The sequence below is a fragment of the Streptomyces sp. SID5910 genome (genome assembly GCF_009862125.1).
Taxonomy (GTDB): Bacteria; Actinomycetota; Actinomycetes; order Streptomycetales; family Streptomycetaceae; genus Streptomyces.
This window is the reverse complement of record NZ_WWHX01000163.1, coordinates 1-301: the sequence shown is the minus strand read 5'-3', so window position 1 is coordinate 301 and position 301 is coordinate 1. Positions and strand designations below refer to the sequence as shown.

Annotated in this window: 1 pseudogene; it reads right to left on the bottom strand. The window is 67.4% G+C overall.

From position 1 onward, the window contains the following. Positions 1-301: pseudogene (locus GTW67_RS05760) on the bottom strand (trehalose synthase); the annotation flags it as partial.

The following is a 301-nucleotide window of genomic DNA, read 5'->3' as shown; positions in this document are numbered from 1 at the left end:
GCTCGATCTGATCGCGGTCGTTGTCCAGCAGGGTCGCGAGCCGCCGGCGGATGCCGATGTTGGCCCGCATCCGCGGGTCCTTGGCGTACTCCGCGTACATGTAGTCGCGCTCTTCGTCGGTGACCATTTCGAGGGTCAGCTCGTCGTGGTTGCGCAGGAAGATGCCCCACTGGCAGCCGGACGGGATCGCCGGGGTCTTGGCAAGCACCTCGGAGACCGGGTAGCGGGACTCGCGGCGCACGGCCATGAAGATCCGCGGCATCACCGGGAAGTGGAAGGCCATGTGGCACTCGTCGCCGCC